The organism is Photorhabdus sp. RM322S (genome assembly GCF_042879395.1).
GTDB lineage: Bacteria > Pseudomonadota > Gammaproteobacteria > Enterobacterales > Enterobacteriaceae > Photorhabdus > Photorhabdus khanii.
On record NZ_JBHFKW010000009.1, the window covers coordinates 84,582 to 101,208 of the forward strand.

Annotated in this window: 11 protein-coding genes and 3 pseudogenes; 11 read left to right on the forward strand and 3 right to left on the reverse strand. The window is 43.1% G+C overall.

What is annotated here, in order from left to right:
* Positions 1 to 67 precede the first annotated feature (67 nt).
* A pseudogene (locus ACGF63_RS07790) lies at positions 68 to 750 on the reverse strand (IS630 family transposase); the annotation flags it as partial.
* A 623-nt stretch (positions 751 to 1,373) separates the two neighbouring features.
* Here ACGF63_RS07790 and ACGF63_RS07795 point away from each other — a divergent pair.
* From ACGF63_RS07795 to ACGF63_RS07840, 10 genes and pseudogenes are all read left to right on the forward strand, one after another.
* Positions 1,374 to 1,853: an Hcp family type VI secretion system effector gene (locus ACGF63_RS07795; protein ID WP_152963170.1), complete on the forward strand. Its 480-nt coding sequence runs from the start codon at positions 1,374 to 1,376 to the stop codon at positions 1,851 to 1,853.
* 476 nt (positions 1,854 to 2,329) lie between these two features.
* A complete protein-coding gene (locus tag ACGF63_RS07800) occupies positions 2,330 to 2,833 on the forward strand; it encodes a sigma-70 family RNA polymerase sigma factor (protein WP_269149771.1) in 504 nt (167 codons plus the stop codon).
* Between the two features lie 12 nt (positions 2,834 to 2,845).
* Entirely contained in the window at positions 2,846 to 3,826 is a 981-nt protein-coding gene (locus tag ACGF63_RS07805) for a FecR domain-containing protein (protein WP_387629911.1), read from the forward strand.
* A gap of 83 nt (positions 3,827 to 3,909) precedes the next feature.
* The gene (locus ACGF63_RS07810) at positions 3,910 to 6,483 is read left to right on the forward strand and encodes a TonB-dependent receptor domain-containing protein (RefSeq protein ID WP_387629914.1); all 2,574 of its coding nucleotides are present in this window, start codon (positions 3,910 to 3,912) and stop codon (positions 6,481 to 6,483) included.
* A 962-nt stretch (positions 6,484 to 7,445) separates the two neighbouring features.
* Positions 7,446 to 8,531 (forward strand): hypothetical protein, encoded by a 1,086-nt coding sequence (locus ACGF63_RS07815; protein WP_036849642.1) that lies wholly within the window; start codon positions 7,446 to 7,448, stop codon positions 8,529 to 8,531.
* A gap of 506 nt (positions 8,532 to 9,037) precedes the next feature.
* On the forward strand, positions 9,038 to 10,153 hold the full coding sequence (locus tag ACGF63_RS07820) for a hypothetical protein (protein ID WP_387629917.1): 1,116 nt from the start codon (positions 9,038 to 9,040) through the stop codon (positions 10,151 to 10,153).
* A 266-nt stretch (positions 10,154 to 10,419) separates the two neighbouring features.
* Complete coding sequence (locus ACGF63_RS07825) at positions 10,420 to 10,800, forward strand: type II toxin-antitoxin system RelE/ParE family toxin (RefSeq protein WP_387629919.1); 381 nt, start codon at positions 10,420 to 10,422, stop codon at positions 10,798 to 10,800.
* A complete protein-coding gene (locus ACGF63_RS07830) occupies positions 10,781 to 11,119 on the forward strand; it encodes a helix-turn-helix domain-containing protein (RefSeq protein ID WP_152962838.1) in 339 nt (112 codons plus the stop codon). The genes ACGF63_RS07825 and ACGF63_RS07830 overlap by 20 nt, the downstream gene beginning before the upstream one ends.
* 162 nt (positions 11,120 to 11,281) lie before the next feature.
* On the forward strand, positions 11,282 to 12,190 hold the full coding sequence (locus ACGF63_RS07835; protein ID WP_387629922.1) for a transposase: 909 nt from the start codon (positions 11,282 to 11,284) through the stop codon (positions 12,188 to 12,190).
* 513 nt (positions 12,191 to 12,703) lie between these two features.
* Positions 12,704 to 12,921 (forward strand): annotated as a pseudogene (locus tag ACGF63_RS07840) (tail fiber assembly protein).
* Between the two features lie 91 nt (positions 12,922 to 13,012).
* On the opposite strand, the gene ACGF63_RS07845 reads toward ACGF63_RS07840, so the two are convergent.
* Complete coding sequence (locus ACGF63_RS07845; protein WP_387629924.1) at positions 13,013 to 14,128, reverse strand: metallophosphoesterase family protein; 1,116 nt, start codon at positions 14,126 to 14,128, stop codon at positions 13,013 to 13,015.
* Positions 14,129 to 14,849: 721 nt separating this feature from the next.
* Positions 14,850 to 15,854 (reverse strand): IS110-like element ISPlu13 family transposase, encoded by a 1,005-nt coding sequence (locus ACGF63_RS07850; RefSeq protein ID WP_387629927.1) that lies wholly within the window; start codon positions 15,852 to 15,854, stop codon positions 14,850 to 14,852.
* 475 nt (positions 15,855 to 16,329) lie between these two features.
* Between ACGF63_RS07850 and ACGF63_RS07855 the strand changes: the two are divergent.
* Positions 16,330 to 16,602, forward strand: a pseudogene (locus ACGF63_RS07855) (ISKra4 family transposase); the annotation flags it as partial.
* Between the last annotated feature and the right edge of the window lie 25 nt (positions 16,603 to 16,627).

A 16,627-nucleotide genomic window follows, 5' to 3' on the forward strand; every position in this document is an offset into this window, starting at 1 on the left:
TTTAAAGTAGAAATTCAGCTCTATTAGTTTTGCACTTTTAGTTAAAACTGAATAGTGATATACCCGCTTAACTTGAAGATGCAGGATTCAGAACCTGGAAGTTGTCATTAATACGGCACGACAGGTTCCCGGCAAGCTCCGGTAATATTTCCGTAAAAAAGCGATGTATTGCTTGCCTGAACAAGGTCGTCGAAGCGAAGTAATGGTTATTTCTGACCTTTTCATTCATCACCTTCCATAACCTTTCTATCGGGTTCAGATTCTGGCTGTAGGGCGGTAAATAATGAAGGTCTATATTCATCACATAAGCCCAGTCTTTCACCAGCTCACTTCGATGGTAACTGGCTCCGTCAAGGATAATATGAACCTTCTGACTGACCGGATAGGTTTCACGGATAGCAATGAAGAACTCTGCGATGTGATAACTGTCGATACGGTCATATTCGCGGACCCCCGTTTTACTGATATCGGCCAGATTCAGGGCACCCATCAGGTTCAGCCGGGTACGGCTTCCCGTGGTTTTCACTGCGGTTTTCTGGCCTTTTCGCATCCAGCCATAAGCGAGTTTCGTCCCCTGTGTGGGATGGGCGCCATCAATGAACAGGATGGGGCTTCCTGCTTCAGTTTCCCGTAGGTTTCTACAAAGGCTCGTTGCTGTTCCGCGTTTGAACTTGTGTGGCACGGTTTTTTGTCACTGAATCCATTATGGTGCAACCATTTATTCATGCCGGGAACGGTGTAACTGATATCCCCCCCTTCTGAATATTTTCATGACTGATATACCCGTTATCTTTCAAGTTGCCTCTTTGTTGGCTGCACTCGCTCACCCTGGTCACATAGTTCGCTATGTTCCCAGGGATTCGCTCCCTTGCCGTCTCGAAGCATCTTGAAATCCATAGGGTATACCATGATCCTCATTTTGGGGAAAATCAAGCAGTTTCAATGAGCACGGGTATAGCTCTATCGTGCACAAGCATAGTCCGAAAAATATAATACAACTCCATTACCGAAGATTTGAGTGTTGCTGCTGCAACCGAGCTGGAAAGTTAGTAGGGAGTTTAGTCAGATTAATCGTGAGTGTATTTCATTTACAGGGAGGGATTTCACTTTATTCAAAAAACAACCAACAGACGAATATTGATAATCTTGTCCATCCAATACGCCTTTATCAATAGGCTTTTAGAGCTTTAGAATGTGTTTTTTGAGCTTTAATTGATTTTTTTAAGCAAAATGTCCATATTAAAAATGTTAGATCTCGCCATGTTTACATTTATGCGATAAGGTTAACTGTTTATTACAATTTTTTCATTGAAATTCATGGAAAAAAGTTCAAAATCGTAAATGGAATAAAAAATGAATAGGAGATAAATGATATGGCAAATATGATTTACTTGACTTTAAAAGGTAAGAAGCAGGGGATTATATCTGCTGGATGTTCAACGATAGAATCTATTGGAAATAAATCTCAAATTGGTCGTGAGGATCAAATATTTGTTATTGAGTTTAAAGGCTCAATAACAAGAGAGCAACATGTTACTCACCACCCGATAGATTTCATAAAACCTGTAGATAAATCATCACCATTATTATTGATAGCGATATCTAATAATGAGGAGTTAACATTGGAATTCGATTTTTATAGAACATCTCAATCAGGTATTCAAGAAAAATATTACTCGATATTACTTACAGGGGCTTCAATTGTTGATTACTCCAAAAGATATCCTCATAGTATTAATCATGCAGGTGCTCAGCCGGAAGAATTGTTATCTGTCATATATGCTAATATAACAGAGCGTCACCATGTAGCTGGAACCTCTGGATACAGTATTAGAGAGCAGCAAGTTTATTAAATAAACTAGCCTATCTCGTTTAATGTGAAATAACCGAGATAGGCCCTACTGATATCATTGAATGAATCATTAAGCTAGAGTTCAAGGCAATATGAATACATTCAGGGAAAGCATAATTCACAGCAATAATTTACGTGTTTTTTCTAATTATTTTTATAGATTTTACTATTATATTTACTTTACCCTTCGGTGTAATTAATTTAATTTTTGAAAAATATTCCAAACTAAAATCATTCAAAAAAAAACAATAATATTTCAGAGGAAAATAATTTAATTCTGTCACACTAAAAAGCAATACCTATCTTAAATTCCCGATCGCCTATTGAGCGCTTTTATAATTTAGCCCTGCTAATGATAAATAAAATCCCATCTGAACAACATATCTCCGCAAATTATTTATTGGTAACGGAGAGTAATTACCTGTAACATACCAAAAATGATAATGATTTGCATTTACATTGTGAAATGGCATGAAAATGACCGTTAATGCTTTAGACACTCAAAAGATCCAGTGGATGTACGTCCACAATCATAATTGGCTATTCCGTTGGCTTAAGCATCGTCTTAACTGCGATGAAACCGCCGCAGACTTGGCTCAGGATACTTTTGTCAAATTACTTCGCTCGCCCCTGCCACAGCAGTTAAATGAACCTCGTGCCTATATCGTCACTATCGCTAAGGGGTTGATGATTAACTGGTATCGCCGTCGATCACTTGAACAGTCTTATCTGGAGCTGCTCGCCAGCCTGCCCGAGCAGCTTATTCCTGCTCCAGAGCAGAGGCTTATTATTCTCGAAACGCTTCAAGAAATTGATATTATGCTTAGTCAACTCCCCACGCCGGTACAGACTGCCTTTTTGCTCTCCCAGATAGAAGGAATGAAATATGAAGATATTGCAAATCACATGAATATTTCACTATCTACGGTCAAACGCTATATGAAACAAGGCTTTTATCAGTGCCTGATCGCTATGGCATAGAGAGATTTATCTATGGCTGCCACCAATACATCTCATTCATCAAGTACAACCTCTGAAACGATACTTGCAGAAGCCGCAGAATGGCTGACCATTCTGAATGACAGTCATGTCAGCGAAGCTGACCGGAACGCCTGTGCCGCCTGGTGTGCACAAAGCCCAGAACATGCTCAAGCCTGGGAGCGGGCACAGTGCCTGTTAGCACGGTTACATCATCTGCCACCTCATATCGCATCACCCTTGTTGAACAATAAACGCACCCTTGCCCGCCGGGAAGCTATCAGAAAACTCACTCTTATGTTGTTAATTCCGACTGGAGCATCGTTCTTCTGGCAATCCGATCAATTTAAGCTTCTGACTGGCGATTATCACACCGCTACAGGACAAATACAGCACTGGTCATTACCAGACAGCGGTCAGCTAACGTTAAACACACAAAGTTCAGCAGATGTTCATTACGACGATACCCAGCGGCTTGTTCATTTAAAATTGGGGGAAATGTATATTGAAACCCATAAAGACAGCCACCAGCCGGTACGCCCATTTAAAGTACGAACTAAACAAGGCACCATTGTGGCGTTGGGAACAAAATTCAGTGTCCGCCAGCAAGCCTCCCATACTCAGGTGGAAATAGCAGAAGGGGCAGTTCGTATTATTCCAGATAATGGTTCACCACAAATATTGTATGCCGGAAAAGTAACATATTTCACTCCGTTTGCCGTTGCTCCACCACACCTCAGATCAGCAACATCACTAAGTTGGTTACAAGGTATGATAGTGGCCGATAACTTACCGCTGGCAACGGTGATTGCAGAACTGAATCGCTATCGCTCCGGTATGATCCGCTGTGATGATGCAGTAGCAAATCTGCGGGTTTCTGGTGCCTTTCCTATACGGGATACGGATCTGGCGCTGCATATGCTATTACAGACCTATCCGCTCTCAATGCGCAGCCTGACTCGCTATTGGATTACCCTCTACCCACCCAATGAATAAAAATAATTATTTTTACTGACACTTTTTTCAATCTCATACGGCATAGAGACAAAAGAAGCTTAAAAAGCATGGAGAAATTGCCTATGCCATATCATGTTAACCGCCAGGGATCACAACCACGCCGGCAAAAAAAGTCCTTAACCACATTGTTATTTCCATTGATTCTGCTGTCGGCACAACCCATTTATGCCGCCACACAAACCGCGACCGTTTATTCCGTTAATATTCCGTCGGGGGCATTGGGAAATTCTTTGTCCCGTTTTGCTGCTCAAACAGGTACGGCGTTCTCCTTTGATCCGAATTTAACCAATGGACTGACAGCACCTTCATTAAATGGCAGCTTTACCGCCCATGAAGGTTTGGTACAACTGCTCACAGGCAGCCATTTACGACTTTCCCAACGCGCCGATGGCAGCTACACGTTAGTAAAAATAGCAAAAAATACGACCAGCAAAGGTGCAATAACACTGAGTCCCCTTGCGGTAACAGGCAGTCGCGGGTACTCAGGTAATGAGCCATTGCGTTTCGATAGCACCACCATCAAAGGTAAAGATATCGAAAAATTTGGTGTGATCCATCCTGTTGATATATTTAAAACAACCCCAGGCGTATTGTCTGGTGAAGCACGCAGTTCAGGCAGCCTGGATGTGAATATACGGGGTCTGCAAGGGCAAGGCCGGGTCTTAACCACCGTTGATGGCGCATCTAACCAGACTGCCCTGTATCGTGGTTATCAAGGTGTCTCCAACCGTTCCTTTATTGACCCCGATTTCATTGGCCGGGTAGATATCAGCAAAGGCCCGACAGGAAAAGGCGGTATCGGGGCCATTGGCGGTGTCGTGGAGATAAAAACCATCGAAGCCAGCGATATCCTGCTTGATGGACAAAAAATCGGCCTTCGTTTGAAGGGAAGTCTATTGAACAACCATTCTAATCCTGACGATTATCAACGTAATGACTGGCCATCCCCATCAAAAAACGCTTTCTTTGATGCCAAGAATCGAACTGGGAGTATTGTTTTCGCAGTGGCCGAACCTTCCTATGAATTGCTGTTTGGTGCTTCTCAGCGCAAGCGTGGCAATTACCATTCGGGTAAACACGGGCCAGGAGCCAAAGAACGTGGGATGCCGGGTTACCTGTGTCAAAGCGATCCGCAAGATTGTCTCATTCCACAATTCAGTGAACAGATGGCAGGTTATTCGCTGTATGCAATGGGAGATGCCGTACCTAACACTTCTGAAGATAGCCAATCGTTACTGGGTAAAGGAAAAATTCGTTTTGGTGATGGTCATGAAATCTCCGCTATCGTTAGTCATTATCAAAATCTCTACGGAGAATCTTATGTTGCAGATATGGCAAACCTGAGCCAAACATTCATGATCTTAGATCAGGGCCCACTGACACGGCTCAACATGAACAGGCACAGCCTCAATTATAAATGGGAGCCGTCATCAAATCCCTGGATTAATTTGGACATAGGCGTGTGGCAAACACGGGTTAACGATCGCCCCCGAACTTCAAATAATACCCTCGGGGATAAAAAATTCATGCGCACAGTAGGGATGAATCTGAGTAACACCTCATTATTTGAACTTTCAATGCAAGATATTGAGTTGAACTACGGGGCCAGCTTTATTCGTGAACGCACAGGCCCAAGCAAAGGAAAATGGGAGTATGCCGTTAATCGGGAAGGAGAGCGTAAGGAAGGCCATCTTTTCCTAAACGGCAGCTATATGCTTACCGGACGCCTTACCTTAATGGGTGGATGGGATTACAAATCCTATCAAGTCGAAGATTATAGTCCAGTACCTTCTCTTCGTCGGAAACTAGCCTCAGGAAAAGTAAACAACAAGCAGGATCACGCTCATGGTTACTGGGCAGGCGCTAAATTTGAACTGAATAATGAAACTGCGCTACACGCCAAATATACCTATGCGCCACGCTTTCCATCAATGGTTGAAGGTATTCGTGGCTACATGATGAGTGTTGACGATTATATAAAACCTGAAATTTCAAAAAATATAGAATTCGGGCTGACATCACGTTTCCCGGGTGTGATTGCTGACAATGACAGTTTCGATATCAAAATATCCTACTTCGATAATCGGGTGAAAGACTATATCAACCGGTCATGGATGGATGATTACTGGAGTATGTATATCAGCAATATTAAAGCCGCGAAATTCGCAGGATTAGAATTAGCAAGTGTTTACCACAGTGATCATTTTGATGCGCGTTTATCTATGAATTACTATACGAAAGTCAGATTCTGTACTGAAAATGAAGGTTGTGTCGCTCGCAGCCTCCCTTCGGATTATGCCACTAACCATATTCCGCCTAAATATGCTGTATCACTCGATCTGACACGAAAATTTCTAGATGACAAAATGTCCATCAATGCAAGAGTCTCACATTATGGTCAACGATCTGTACCCGCAGCAAAACCGGGGCAAGGTTCCGCCGCCTTGCTGGCCCCCATTATTTGGCGACCCGCAACAGTGGCAGATATCTCGCTGACCGCCCGAATGAATAAACATGTCGAGTTTGAGTTTGGTGTGGATAATATCTTCGACAAATATTATATCCAGCCTCTCAGCCTAGGTTATATTCCATCGCCGGGAAGGACATTCCGTGCCGGGATCACAACTTACTTTTAAATCAATTAGTTAAAATAAAGGCATATCACTGAGCTGATATGCCTTTTTCTGACAGAACCCTATTTATCCCCGTGAACACAGGGAACACTTTTCGATTCTATCCTTAATACATAAAAGATAAGGTCCATTCCCGAAAATACGGAAAACACACACAAGTGGCTTATTTATAAATATCTTAATAGAATAAAAGTTTTACTAAGTTTTTAAAGGACTACATAGCAATAAATTTGAAAATCAAAACCAAATTTACAAATTAAATCCAAATTCTACCTATATAAGATTATAGAACGCACAAGTAATTATTTTATTTAAGTTATTATTATCAAGCCATTAATAAAAATAATTTCAAATAAATCTACCAAATAATTTCGTTTTGCCATTAACCATTCCCGTTTAATTTTAATATGTATCAAAATTTTTTTATCAATATAGGAAAACCATTCTTCCCTGATTGGATAAATTTCCCCTCCTCATTAGCCGTTTCCTGTATCTGACAACTCTTATTTCGAATAAAAACAGAATAACCATGATATATACCCTATAGATTTCAAGATGCATCGCGACGGCAAGGGAGCGAATCCCCGGGAGCATAGTGAACTATGTGACCGGGGTGAGCGAGTGCAACCAACAAAGAGGCAACTTGAAAGATAACGGGTATAAATATATTATTAATAGAAATGCAGGGTGACTTTCAAATAAGAAATAGTTTATGTGTAATTAATCATTCTTAGATGATCGTATGCAAAAATACATATTAACACATAGGGTTTTATAAAATAGAATCACGTTTATTGGACACTTAATAAATTAAAAATTAGCTTCAAATAAAGTATTAATCATTTCTCTTCTTAATAAAAAACAATATGCATAAATGAGAATATCAATCTACAAAATTAAATATCTCGTTCATTAAATTACTATCAAGTTAACCTGAAAAATTACTTTTTTAATAAGGCATACATATGAAAATAGACTCTGTAGATACATTAAATTTAGATAATGCCCAAAATTATGTCACTGCATTATCCGGAATTGTCTCAGTGACAGGCAACGCCTATGGTCGGCTCGAGGTTTTCGGGATAGGTACTGACAACGCAGTGTGGCGTAATCGGCAAACAGTACCAAACACCGACTCTTCCTGGTCCGGCTGGAGCTCGCTTGGTGGAGGAGTCACCAGTAAGCCCGCTGTTTACCTCAATGTGGACGGTCGATTGGAAGTATTCGTACGTGGCACAGATAATGCGCTATGGCATAACTCGCAAACCGCCCCCAATGCGGGTTGGTCAGGCTGGCAGTCACTGGGTGGTGGGATCACCAGCAACCCGGCAGTATATGTCAACTCCGATGGCCGGCTTGAAGTCTTTGTGCGCGGCGGTGATAACGCTCTCTGGCACATCTCACAAACCGTACCCCATTCCAGTTCGTGGTCGAGCTGGCACTCTCTGGGTGGTACGATCACCAGCAACCCAGCGGTACATATCAACTCCGATGGCCGGCTTGAAGTCTTTGCACGCGGTGCCGATAACGCTCTCTGGCACATCTCACAAACCGTACCCCATGCCGGTCCGTGGTCGAGCTGGCACTCTCTGGGTGGCGGGATCACTAGTGATCCAGTGGTAGTCGGCAACTCTGATGGTCGGCTCGAGGTTTTTGTGCGCGGCGGCGATAATGCTCTCTGGCACATCCGGCAAACCATTCCCCATGCCGGCCCATGGTCAGCCTGGCAATCACTGGGGGGCCGGATCACCAGCAACCCAGCAGTATATGCCAACGCCGACGGCCGGCTTGAAGTCTTTGCACGCGGTGGCGATAACGCGCTCTGGCATATCTGGCAGACAACAGCGCACACTGGCCCGTGGTCTAACTGGGCCTCATTGAATGGCGTAATTACCAGCGCCCCAGTCGTGGCGAAAAACGCTGACGGCCGGCTTGAAGTCTTTGCGCGCGGCGGTGATAACGCGCTCTGGCACATTTGGCAAACCACATCATCGTGGTCTGCTTGGGCAACCCTCGGCGGTACCTTGATCGACGCTTCAGCGATCAAATAATCTGGAAAAAGCCAGCTTCGCATAAGATAAGCGTCACCTTCTGGCCCGGTGCACAAGGAAAACATTTACTGAGTCGCATCGGGCCAGTGGTACTTAAAATAGATTCTTGGTTGAATATGTCTGAGAAGCAATCTCTAACAGAGTAACCGCTTGGTTGTCAGTTTTTTTAATAAAATTAAAAGGTAGATTCACATAATAATTACGACAAAAATATATTTTCAAACATAAGAAAAATTAAATTTTAAACCGGTAAAAACAATTCATTTATAATTTATTATTTTTTAATTACTGTATGTAAAATATATATAAACGCATGGAATTTTATAATGTAATATCACATTTGCCAGGCACCTTAAAGATCAGAGATCAGCATCAAATAAAATATTTACCATTTCTTTTATTAATAAAAAACACAAGCAAGGATATTAATATAAAAATTAAATATATTGCTTATTACATGACTATTTATTGAGTCTAAAAAAACCATTCCCAAAGAGAATATATATATGAAAAAAGAATCTATTAATACATCAATTCCAGATAATACCGAGTCATATGTTACAGACGAAATAAAAATATCCAACGAAAGTTCCTGGATGGCATTATCCGAAATTATCTCAGTAGCAGGCAACGCCGATGGCAGGCTCGAGGTTTTCGGTGTGGGCACCGACAATACGGTGTTGCACAATTGGCAAACGGCACCAAACACCGGCTCTTCCTGGTCAGGTTGGAACTCGCTTAATGGCAGAGTGACCAGCAAACCCGCCGTTTACATTAATTCAGACGGCAGACCGGAAGTATTCGTACGTGGCACAGATAATACGCTATGGCACAACAGGCAAATCGCGCCCAATTACGGTTGGTCAGGCTGGCAGTCTTTGGGTGGTGCGATCACCAGCAACCCGGTGATATATGCCCACTCCGATGGCCGGCTTGAGGTCTTTGCACGCGGCTCTGATAATGCTCTCTGGCACATCTGGCAAACAGCCCCCCATTCCGGTCCATGGTCTGGTTGGCAATCACTAAATGGCGTGCTCACCAGTGATCCAGCGGTACATGTCAACGTCGATGGTCGGCTTGAAGTCTTTGCGCGCAGCAACGATTACGCTCTCTGGTACATCAGGCAAACGGCTTCTCATACCTATCCCTGGACAAACTGGCAGTCACTGAGTGGCGTGATAACCAGCAACCCGGTGGTGATTAGCAACGCTGATGGTCGGCTTGAGGTCTTTGCGCGCGGCTCTGATAACGCGCTCTGGCACATCTGGCAGGTCGCTCCCAATTCAGGTTGGACAAACTGGCGGTCACTGTCTGGTGAAATAACCAGCAATCCAGCGGTATATATCAACGCCGATGGCCGGCTTGAAGTCTTTGCTCGTGGTGCCGATAACACACTCCAGTACATCTGGCAGACGGTAGCATCTGGTTCATGGTCTGACTGGGCCTCATTGAATGGCGTAATTACCAGCGCCCCAGTGGTGGCGAAAAACGCTGACGGCCGGCTTGAAGTCTTTGCACGCGGCGGTGATAACGCACTCTGGCACATCTGGCAAACCACATCATCGTGGTCTGCTTGGTCCTCCCTCGGTGGCACCTTGATCGACACTTCAGCGATCAAATAATCTGGAAAAAGCCAGCTTCGCATAAGATAAGCGTCACCTTCTGGCCCGGTGCACAAGGAAAACATCCACTGCACTGCATCGGGCCAGTGACATGTAACGAGGATGGCAGCGACACACTCGAGCCAAGTCTAAGGCGATGGGAAAAAGGTTTTTTATGCTCTCTTCGTTAGGCTGCACGGTCGCATCACAGGATTGTCAAAGATGTTGCGAAATATACCACTTATGGTATAGTGAATTTATACCATACCAGAAAAGGTATAATCAGGATGGGGCTACAAGGTGAAAAGCCGCTAGTGTGGATTGGCAGCAGCAAGAAAGATTTGCTGGATTTGCCGAAGGACGTGCAGCGCTTTTTTGGCTTTGCACTGGACTTTGCGCAGCGTGGCGAAAAGCATGATGCGGTGAAGGTAATGAAAGGGTTTGGCGGCGCCGGCGTTCTTGAAGTGGTCGAGGATGATATAGGCGGTACCTACCGTGCCGTGTACACGGTGAAATTTGACGAGGGGGTCTTTGTGCTGCACGCGTTCCAAAAGAAGAGTAAACACGGCATAGCGACGCCGAAAGAAGATATGGACATCATCCGCAATCGACTGAAAGTGGCCGCTGTGATGGCCCAGGAAATGAAAAATGAAAGAGAAAACCATTAATGGCGTAGCGGTTGAAATCAGCTCCGGTAACGTGTTTGCCGACCTGGGGTTCGCCGATGCCGAAAAACAAAAAATCAAATCTGGCCTGGCCGTTGAGATCATCAAATCTATCAAACGACTGGGGCTGACACAAACCACCGCCGGCGAACGTATGGGGATCAGTCAGGCGAAGGTATCCCACCTGTTCCGGGGCGACTTTTCTAACCTGTCAGAGCGTAAGCTGATGGAGTGTCTGAACCGGCTGGGCTGCGACATCGAGATCACCGTTAAGCCGACCACCGCCGAAACCGGGCATTTAATCCTGGCACATAGCGGGTAAGCTCATATGCCCCTGCTTTGAAAATAGGGGCAAACCGAGGGAAAGCCAATGGACTTATTTCATGGTATTTATTCTCAGTATTTAGGCTTGCCGTTTATGGGGTCCAGTGGAAGACAATGGCATTCGGTTAAGGAAACAACGATGTGATAAAATAGGATTTAAATGAGCAAAGGGGAATGGATCATGGATTTATATCAATGCCTAAACAAAACCTTTTTTAATTCATGTTCGACGATTGATAAATCGTGGAAAAAAAGAAAAAGAACAATAGATACAAAATTGATTGCCTTATTCCTCATGAAAATTATTTCAGGAAAAAATAATCATGGATATGCTTATATCATCAATGAAATATGGGATGACTGCGTTCATGAAAATATACCTCTACCTCAGTGCAGTCCTATTTCAGCCTCATCAATGTGCGAAGCCAGAATGAAATTACCTGATGATGCCATCAAAACCATTAATAAAGATATTGTGGCTGTCTGGGAGAAAAACACTCTCCCGACAACATGGAAAGGACACCGAATTTTTGCCATTGATGGATCAAAGCTCAATGTCCCCAGAAAACTTATCAATAATGGCTATCGTGTCACACAACGTACGTCCAGACATTATCCCTATGCCATGATGAGCTGTCTCTATGATGTGTTGAATTCAATTGTATATGATATTGATTTTGTTAACCATAATAATGAAAGAGCTTGTGCGGAAAAACATTTTCACTGCCTGAATACCCATGATGTCATTATCTTCGACAGGGGATATTTTAGTTATTATATGTTACATCAAGTCATAAAAAATAACTTGAATGCCATATTCAGAATGCAGGAAGGTAATAGAAATAAAGTGGTTAGAGAATTTTCTGACAGTCATTACGATGATGCGATTGTGACTTATGTTCCCTCTGAGGCGGTAAAATCGGACCTTAGAAAAAGAAAACTACTTTCAGCATTCCCTGCTATAACGTTACGGCTAATAAAGTATTTTCATGAAGATGTTGAATATATTTTTGCCACGACTTTAACCCATCAAGACCATTATAAAATCGAAGACTTCGGTGATTTATAGAATCAGCGATGGGAAATAGAAGAATTATATAAATTATCCAAATCAATATTATATGTTGAAGATTTCCATTCACATAATGAAAAAGGGGTCAACCAAGAACTTCAGGCACATATTTTATTACTTAACCTGGCAAGAATATTAGGAAATGATTGTTATCACAAAGACGATGAGGGTATCAATGACAAGGATAATAGGGATAATGAACGGAAACTGAACTTTAAAAACTGTTTATTTTTTATTGTCAAACACCTCCCTCTGATCATTCAAAGTAGGTTAAAAAAGCATTTTAAATCATTTTATTACCTACTTCACAAGTATATAACAAAGATGACCCAACGGGTGTGGAACGAAATTGACCGTCCTCTTGAACGATACAGGCCAGTTCGCACTAACCGCTTCAATCCAAAGAACTTCAATTTTCCTTAGCGGGTGTTATTGCAGAAATGACCACAGAACCCCCACTGGGACGGCACGCAGTGGGTAACGGACAAAGACGCGCAACGCGCGGCAGAGGTGGAAGCGGCGAAGGCGAAGCTGAAACAACTCGAAAATGAGGCCGACGAGGTCATTGAGCGGCTGAAACGAGCCATCCGATACGACATGGCCACCGACGAGGAAAAGCCCAACTCGAGGCCTGGGAACGCTACAGCGTGCGGCTGAGTCGCATCAACCTAGAGGATGCGCCGGATATTATGTGGCCGGATAGGCTAAGTGTTGCATTTGCTATTTGAATCTCTGAGGGTCGCATCGCCCCCATTGGGGCGACATACCATGTAATTGATTGTGGTTTTGATACCCCGCAGCTTGCAGCGGGGTTGTTCATTATGGTTTTTTAGTCCATGGTTCCACTCTCGGTGGCATGTCACTGTTGTTACCAAACCAATCCGTCTGCTGAACACGTTCAGGTTTGCCAGTAAGCCCGTTATATGCGGTTACCGTTATACCGGAATTATCGACTGAAACAAGGAAATACTCTCCGTTAAATAGGGCTCCCGAAGTGAAATTTCGCACACCATAAATATTACCAGGGTTAATATTTGTGACGTGTGTATGGCCCGTAAAAATGAAATCCCCCATCCCTAACAATTTTGAGAGTTCTTCTGTCTGCGGGCATTTTACGTAGCTGTCGTTTTTACCCTTGCTTTGATAATCCCATGCAGTATGATAGTTGAGAATTACTTTGTATCCAAATTTATGAGCATTATTGATGTCATCAGTTAGCCATTTTAGGGAGTCAGAAATGTGTATATTGTAATCTGCAATACTGAGATCAACCGTATAAGTTGGACACATATTTAATTGTATGAAATGGACACCTCCATATTCGAAAGAGTACGCTAAACTACCATCTAACTGATACTTACCAGAACCTTTAGGTGGTGTGAGTTTATAGTCACTACGGACTATGTTCAATCCCGCAACTCCTCCATAGTTGCTTAATGGAACTCTATAGCCGAATTTCATCCATAGCTTATTAACAACGGAATTTCCTGCGCAATTATCAAAGTATGTATTTATTCCATCCGAACAGTCATGAACGTTGTTATTGTAATCATGATTTCCAAGGCCATATAGTATTGGAATACCCGCTTTAGAATAGGCCGCTTCCGTATCACGCCAAGTATTATCACGCCCATATTCCGTCATATCACCATTAACAATAACAAATTTTGCATCAAGATATCGCATGCTTTGATATGTTGGCTCTGTTCTGCTTTTCCATAAAGCTTCATTTTTAGATGAATTGGGGTCGCCATTATAACCTTCCTGATGATCATTTAGACGCCACGGCTGCGGATCTGAACCAATAATAAAGATAAATTTTTCCACTGCATATGCAGCGGGATTAAAATTGAATAATAACAAACAACATGCTATTGACTTGATTGATTTATTGCGCATCTTTTTTGTATCAGGAAATGAATTTATTTTCATCATGGTAACCTAAAGATAAACACCAAAAACTGCTTTTACTTGCCATATTTCAATATATAGGCTTGTGAATTCAACTTCAAAGTGCAACGCTAGGCCGCCTTTCTTAGTGCTGAAAACACAGGGCAAGAAAATGAGCGTTTTTGAGCGTGATTTGATATCAAAACAACGCCATTACCAGTCCGATCTTTTGGACTTCAAGGGAAAAATGGAGCACTATTCCTCGCAGCTATTTAGCAGGTTTAACAGTAAACAGCCTGCATCTAAAAATTACCGGAAACGAGCTCGACGAACATATCCAACACCTCAGTGCTGGATATGAGTACAGTATAATAGAAATTTATGAAGTTCAATACTTACGCACCATTTTCATTGCGAATTCGTTCATGGTTAGCGATTTGGAAAAGCGTTTTATAAAAATGCAGACCATTAAAATGGTTTTGCGGAGCTCCATAAGAGCATAAAAAATCTATGGTTCCCCTCGTTTTTGCAACACTAATTTTTGATGAATTTTAGGCTTGCTTAAATCTATCCGGCGTCACTGTAGGCAAGGAGCCTGCGCCTCGATGAGTTCCGCGCCTGATGAACCTTAAAACCTTGTCGGCTTGAAAGAGCCATTTTTTATGTTAGGTTTCTCATCAGGCCGGTAGGCCGTTCATGTCATCAATAATCAGTCTTCGCAAAACCAGTGGGGTAACATTTAAATAGGTTCACAATGACGCCAGCTTTAGGCGACAAATACCGTGTGTTGTGTCGTAATGGCCCACGCTATCCGGGCGAGTTTATTAGCCAATGCACAGGCCACGATATTAGAGTGCTTTCGTTCAAGCTGCTGCTTAACCCAGTCAGCCAGTTTTCCCTGCCGGTGCTCAATCTGTTGCATGAATGACCGGGCGCAGAGTACCAACAGTTGCCGGAGCGTCTTATTACCCCGTTTACTGATACCCAATAAGGTCGTCCTTCCCCCGGTGCTGTACTGGCGGGGAACCAAACCCGTCGAGGCCGCAAAATCCCGGCTGCGAGAATATTGTTTTCCATCACCCAGTTGTGAGGAAAGCACACTCGCCGTGATGGGACCAATACCGGGGAGCGTCATCAGCCGTTGTCCGGTATCATCCTGAATGATTTCCTGTGACAGTGCGGTCTCAATCTCGGTGATTTGCCCAACCAGATAGTGATAATGCGCCTGTAACCGTAGTAATATTTGCACCAAATAAGGTGGAAGAGGATGTTCGGCCAAAACAGTGGAGAGTCGTTTTATCACGGCAATCCCCTTGGGCATACTGATGCCAAACTCAAGCAGGAAAGCTTGCATCTGATTGGTGGTTTTGACTTTATCCCGGACCAGTGATTCCCGGACACGATGCAACGCTCGCATGGCTTGTTGGGCTTCCGTTCTGGGCTGAACAAAACGCATTGAAGGTCGTGAGGCGGCTTCACAGATGGCTTCCGCGTCAATAAAATCATTCTTGTTACTTTTGACAAAAGGACGGACAAACTGCGGTGAAATCAGCTTAGCCTCATGCCCCAAATCAGCGATCCGCCTTGCCATGAAATGCGCGCCAGCACAGGCTTCCATCACAACCGTTGCCGGAGAGCAATCGGCTAAGAATTCCATCAATTTAGTTCGGGTGAATTTTTTACGTAGCAGAGCTTTTCCCGATTGCTCCTGACAATGGACATGAAAAGAATGCTTGCCGAGATCGATGCCAATCAGTGCGATAGTGTTCATGATGGTAGCCTCTTATCAAAGATAATCACTCTGCTAATATACTGCCGTTAGAGTGAGGGGAACCATCTCATTACCTTGGGGCACCCCGTTCATCTGATGGTATAGTGAGCGGATTAGCAGCTTTTTACTATATCATTCAGGTTGCTCAAGGATGGCATGACGACCACCTTTCACGATATCCGTATTGAAACTATTATCGATAATTCTCGCCTGAAATGGAGCCTGTTGTGGTATGGCTATAGCGGATAGGTGCGATTGATATCCATAAAGGTATACCTTTTCAGTTCGTATTAAAAATAAGCCAATAGCTCTCTATAAACATCGAAAAAGTGAACTTTATAGATTATTCTATAATTCTTTATTATGTTTAGAGACTTTTGAGGGGAATATGCACTATGCCTACATCCGGGTTAGCTCGGTTGATCAGCATATTGAACGCCAGAAAGAGGCATTGTTTGCATCCGGTTTTGAAATTGACAAAATGATGATCCCGAATTACGGTGAAATGTACCGGTATGGTGAACCCATTTCCTCTTTATTTGTTGAATCAACGATCAATGAAGTGATTGCCAAGCGCATGGTGAAAAAACAGCAAATGCAATGGAGTCAACAAGGTGCACATTATCTACTCCAGACACGAACAGCAGTACTCAATCATGATTTAAAAACGCGATTTGAGCACTGGTATCCGGGGATCAAATTAAGCGAAGAAACAGCTCACTATTTGGCAAAGACTATTGCTGCATGAGTGCCCCAAGGTTTTTTATGCTCTC